We start from the raw sequence: 4131 nt of genomic DNA, 5'->3' as shown, positions 1-4131 counted from the left end.
CTGCCGCGAACAGAGTAGGTAAACTCGACATAACCCAACTCGCTTGTCGTGCCTTGATAGGTCAGTTTCTTCTCAAAATCAATGCCCAGCACATTGCCTACAGACGCCTTAACTTCTGTATTATTAGAGATAAATTCCCTGCTTTTGTTGGCTTCATCGTCGGTTGCATGCCACAGGCGAAGCATCAGTGATACGACAAGGGTCAGTGCCACGAATAGCAGCACTCTTTTTAAATTCTTCCCTAGCGTCGGACTCATAGGCCAACAGCCCTATTTATTACGAATTCGGGTGTTGTATTCAGGATCAAACGCCGTAACTTTCAGTGCGTTTTTAAGTATATAGGTAACGCCATCAGTGTCGTTTGTATCAATATACACAATACTGCCGTCGACTAACTGAGCCTGCAGTTTCCGATTTTGCTTTCCTTCAAGCCATTCCACGAATATCGACACCAGACTTTCGATCAGGATCTCAGGGTTATCAGTACTGATCACTTCAATGGTTTCGTCCTTCGCAACCACAAACTGGCGTGTTACAGGTTGCTTACGAAATTCGATATCTCGCTTTTCAAGCAAACTCACAACCGTATTCTCAGGATCAAAAAGGACTAACTCAAACAACGTATCTGTATTCATTGATATGACCCTGTAACAAGGTAGTTAAGCGCACTGGAATAATTCCCAATAATGAGATCAACCTAATGCCTCTTATGAAAACGGACAGGGACAATGCCCGTGAACCGGTTCGCCGCTCGTTGGATGTTCAAAATACAGGTCACTCGCGTGTAAGAGCAAACGCTCTGCCATCTGTTCACTATGATCGTTTTTATACAGATCACAACCGAGAATGGGATGGCCAAATGTCTGGCTGTGAATCCGTAACTGATGAGTACGCCCCGTTAGAGGGGTAAACTGCACCAGACTTCTACGCGGTTGCTCTAATCGCTGTAATACACTGTACTCACTTGTAGCCGCTTTCCCCATGACAGGGCAGACTTTAACCAGTGGAAAGTAATCTTTATGCTTCGCAATCGCCGCAGAGATCTGCCCCTGATCATCAGCAACCCAACCCTCTAACATAGCGATATAACACTTTTTCACGGTACGCGCCTGAAACTGCTTATTCAGATGTTTCGCCGACGCAGCATTCAGCCCCACGACCATAACACCTGAAGTACCAAAATCTATTCGATGGGGTAACTTTGCTTCGGGGAATGCAGGGCTCACGCCCTCTTGCCCATGAACCAAACGGTAATGGACCGAATCCCGGTTGAGAGGATTTTTACCCGACAAACTCAGCAGGCCACTGGGCTTATTGATCAACAGAATATCGTCATCCTGATACAGAATTTCAACAAAATCGCTACAGGGCGGCGCGACAAAGTCATCAAACGCGGTGAGCGATGTCGAACAGGTATCAGGCATTTAATATTCTCTGCATTGGATGTATTACATAACACTTACATAACCAGAAAAATTGAGCTTGGCCAGCTTTTAGGCCATGCATCCTTAGCGCTTTCCCACCGGCCGTCAGCTTTTGCCGCACGAACATGTACCAGCCCTGACTCCGTCATCCGGCCCTCGCTTATCAAACGTTCAACATTCTCAGTGTTCCTTTGGACCCGTTACTGCGCGATTTTCTGGGAGTAATACGCTGGAGATAGGCCTGATCATCAATTGACGTCTTAACACCGTCGAACCAACCCCAGCACAGAGACTCAACTACAACATCATCCCAGGTCACTCTCGGAATCCCGGTTTTCTTCTTGAAGATCTTCACCCACAGCTGAGCTTCGGTAGCGTGATTCATCTTGAGCCACCAACCGAGTTCTTTCGGCGTTGAAAAGGAAATGATTCTCGCAGGATGAGGTTCCGGCATAAAAAGGGATTCTCTTCTGCACAGTGCAGTGCCGCGCTTTGCGGCAACAAGTTTATTTTACCGCTGATTAAATTTCGCTAGCCAGATTTGGTAAACTAGCGTTTCTCTAAAATCGATCTTTACCTTCGCCAGGCTTCAGTATGACAGACACAGCCCCCCAAGACAGTAACACCAGCACCGATCAGAGCAGCCACTATATCCTCAATCGTGAATACTTCACTGAGTGCTTCGATCAATCTGTCGACACTACCGTCAGCCTCAAAAAATACCGTTTGGCAATACTGCTGATCATCATGTCCGCCGTATTATTTACCGTAGAAGCTGAACCCCATATCGCATGGTTTCTACTCGCCCTCGGCGCTGTCGAACTGCTATCAATTCGCTATAAACGCAGTTGGTGGGTCGCCCGCCAAATGCTCAGCCGCAGAGCCAATAGCCGGGTTAATGTTCGGATTGATGAACAAGGTATCTATACCGACAGCAAGCACCATCAGCAAAGCATCCTCTGGGACGATATTGCTGAACTAAAGACCACTGAGAAAGGCTTTATCGTCATTCATAAGGGCGGCACTAACTACCTTTCAAGAACAGGCCTGGATAAGGATTTTTTGGCGCGGTTAAACGATAAATCAAACGCTATAACCTAAGCCGAACGATCTGTATCCTAAAGCCCGAATAGATGACGGCTTGTTTAGCATCTAGATACCGCCATTCCTGACTGACGCTACCAATGCCTTATCGTCTTCCATGCACTTAGCTGGATTAGGCTTAGGCTCTTGCATATTCAGTTCTTTAGCTATGTCTCAAATGCGAGACTTGAACAGTTACCTCGAATCTCATTCTGTGAAGCTTCGACACACTCGATAACTCCAGGGTGAATAGAGTCATCAGTCTCGTACTTCCAAAAGCAGGAATCATAAGCTCACAGAATGGCGCGACCTGAAATACTGCACTCTTCAGCAATAACAGAGAGAGATAGAAAAGCCAGTAGTAGAACAGCGACCTTCATATGAGTGCCTTTTGTCCCTCAAGCATAAATCTTCGTTGCTACCACTCTGGAACATAATGATGTTGATGAGATTGTTCCACTAATCTTCCTTGAGAATTATAACGCCTTGCTCTACAGACCGAGCAAAATGAGTTTCTGCAGCAGCAACTGGTTATGTTCTTAAACCTCAATTTGATTCAATATTTTTATTCCCGAAGATACCAATTAATTTACTGCAACGAACCCAATTATCAACAACAGCAAGGTAATAATCGAGATTAAAAACTTGATATCTAGCAGTTTCCACCAAGGTTCAGAGAGTAATTTATTTCTCGCTTCCCGTTCTTTCTTCGTTCCTCTTCTCTTTTTAGCCATGGTACACCTCCACGCTAGGGGTAAACCTAATTATAGAAGGTGTCTACTAATCGTGGGTAACTCGATAGTATAACGCCCGCGTAATCGGCTGGACGCGCGAAGCGTGGCCAGTCCGGTGGAAGCCCGTAGGGCTGGAACGAAATTCACGCGCTTGTTATGCACCGACGTTACTCAACCTTCTTAATAGTTCTTCTGGAGAAACTACATTTACAGGAAACTTGCTTTCTAACTGTGAAAGATTATCTGCGTGAAATATAGAAGATCTTCCTGCACCTGATGCTCTATCGTTTGTACAAAAGAAATCTATTCCGTAACCATAGTTTGCAGCTAGCGCATCACCATCAACCCATTCCCCAACAGCCTTAGCATATTTCTTATCCGTTATACTGGTATCCTCTTTTGTTTTTTGTATAACTCCTCCATCTGAACCACCCAATTGATTCATTAGATCACCTTTGCCTGCGCCAAGGCTTTCAATAAATCTTCCACATTTAAAAGAACGATCCAGCCTCTCGCCAAGTTCATATTTCTTGTCTTCAGCTTTAAACTCATCAGAAATTTCTAGCATCGGTGCGCCTATTCTTGGCATCCTAGTTAATCTAAAACCAAGCTCCAATGCCTTAGGGATTGTCTTTTTTAAATATTCTGAAACGATAGGTGACCCTGAGCCTTCAAAGCTGGTGACTGTTTCTCCATCAACTGCCATCGAGAACCCGCTACGATAGCTCCCAATATAATCTTTCCTATCTTTTTTATGAACAGTCTCCATAGTTGCAAGACCTTCAAAAAAATATGCTTCTATCTCCTTAGATTCTATCAATTCAAATAATGTTGTATAGATAGGATCTGAAGATAAACGTTTCTCTTCATCTACAATTATTTCCCATACG

The 4131-nt window shown here is 44.7% G+C and carries 6 protein-coding genes; 1 reads left to right on the top strand and 5 read right to left on the bottom strand.

The features are described from left to right. The 4 genes from ABYW01_RS15710 to ABYW01_RS15695 all read right to left on the bottom strand — a co-directional run. Nucleotides 1–212: hypothetical protein (locus ABYW01_RS15710; RefSeq protein ID WP_372834447.1), on the bottom strand; the 212-nt coding region annotated here is incomplete at its 3' end. A gap of 57 nt (nt 213–269) precedes the next feature. After that, nucleotides 270–635 (bottom strand): hypothetical protein, encoded by a 366-nt coding sequence (locus ABYW01_RS15705; protein WP_372834446.1) that lies wholly within the window; start codon nt 633–635, stop codon nt 270–272. Nucleotides 636–707: 72 nt separating this feature from the next. Beyond that, on the bottom strand, nt 708–1424 hold the full coding sequence (locus ABYW01_RS15700) for an RluA family pseudouridine synthase (RefSeq protein ID WP_372834444.1): 717 nt from the start codon (nt 1422–1424) through the stop codon (nt 708–710). Nucleotides 1425–1587: 163 nt separating this feature from the next. Beyond that, entirely contained in the window at nt 1588–1809 is a 222-nt protein-coding gene (locus ABYW01_RS15695) for a YdeI family protein (protein ID WP_372834441.1), read from the bottom strand. A gap of 209 nt (nt 1810–2018) precedes the next feature. Here ABYW01_RS15695 and ABYW01_RS15690 point away from each other — a divergent pair, with 209 nt between their 5' ends. After that, nucleotides 2019–2525 (top strand): YcxB family protein, encoded by a 507-nt coding sequence (locus ABYW01_RS15690; protein ID WP_372834440.1) that lies wholly within the window; start codon nt 2019–2021, stop codon nt 2523–2525. A gap of 870 nt (nt 2526–3395) precedes the next feature. Here the strand turns inward: ABYW01_RS15690 and ABYW01_RS15685 are convergent. Further along, nucleotides 3396–4131, bottom strand: a 736-nt coding sequence (locus ABYW01_RS15685; protein ID WP_372834437.1) for a hypothetical protein, incomplete at its 5' end; no start/stop codon positions are given.

The organism is Pontibacterium sp. (assembly GCF_041587635.1).
Taxonomy (GTDB): Bacteria; Pseudomonadota; Gammaproteobacteria; order Pseudomonadales; family Balneatricaceae; genus Pontibacterium.
This window is presented reverse-complemented; position numbering and strand designations above follow the sequence as displayed.